Origin of the sequence: Ancylomarina longa (genome assembly GCF_003996985.1) — a bacterium.
In the GTDB taxonomy this organism is placed as follows: domain Bacteria; phylum Bacteroidota; class Bacteroidia; order Bacteroidales; family Marinifilaceae; genus Ancylomarina_A; species Ancylomarina_A longa.
Genome location: NZ_RJJX01000173.1, coordinates 1 through 558, shown reverse-complemented (window position 1 = coordinate 558; position 558 = coordinate 1). Strand labels below are relative to the sequence as shown.

The window sequence follows — 558 nt, the reverse complement described above, 5'->3', positions numbered from 1 at the left end:
CACTACCAGCAGCTCGCCCGTGAAGAGAAAGAGGCAGAACTGGCAGACGACATGGAAAAAGGCCTGCCCCAGCACCTGTTTGAATCGCTATGCATCGATCATTTGCAACGCCACGGGGCCAGCAAAAAATCCATTACCCGTGCGTTTGATGACGATGTTGAGTTTCAGGAGCGCATGGCAGAACACATCCGGTACATGGTTGAAACCATTGCTCACCACCAGGTTGATATTGATTCAGAGGTATAAAACGAATGAGTACTGCACTCGCAACGCTGGCTGGGAAGCTGGCTGAACGTGTCGGCATGGATTCTGTCGACCCACAGGAACTGATCACCACTCTTCGCCAGACGGCATTTAAAGGTGATGCCAGCGATGCGCAGTTCATCGCATTACTGATCGTTGCCAACCAGTACGGCCTTAATCCGTGGACGAAAGAAATTTACGCCTTTCCTGATAAGCAGAATGGCATCGTTCCGGTGGTGGGCGTTGATGGCTGGTCCCGCATCATCAATGAAAACCAGCAGTTTGATGGCATGGACTTTGAGCAGGACAATGAAT

General features: G+C 51.1%; 2 protein-coding genes. Both read left to right on the top strand.

Annotated features, from left to right (window positions below; translation table 11 throughout):
- A partial coding sequence (locus DLK05_RS16845) for a host-nuclease inhibitor Gam family protein (RefSeq protein ID WP_127345105.1) occupies window positions 1–246 on the top strand: 246 nt, incomplete at its 5' end.
- 5 nt (window positions 247–251) lie between these two features.
- Window positions 252–558, top strand: a 307-nt coding sequence (gene bet, locus DLK05_RS16840; RefSeq protein ID WP_000100823.1) for a phage recombination protein Bet, incomplete at its 3' end; no start/stop codon positions are given.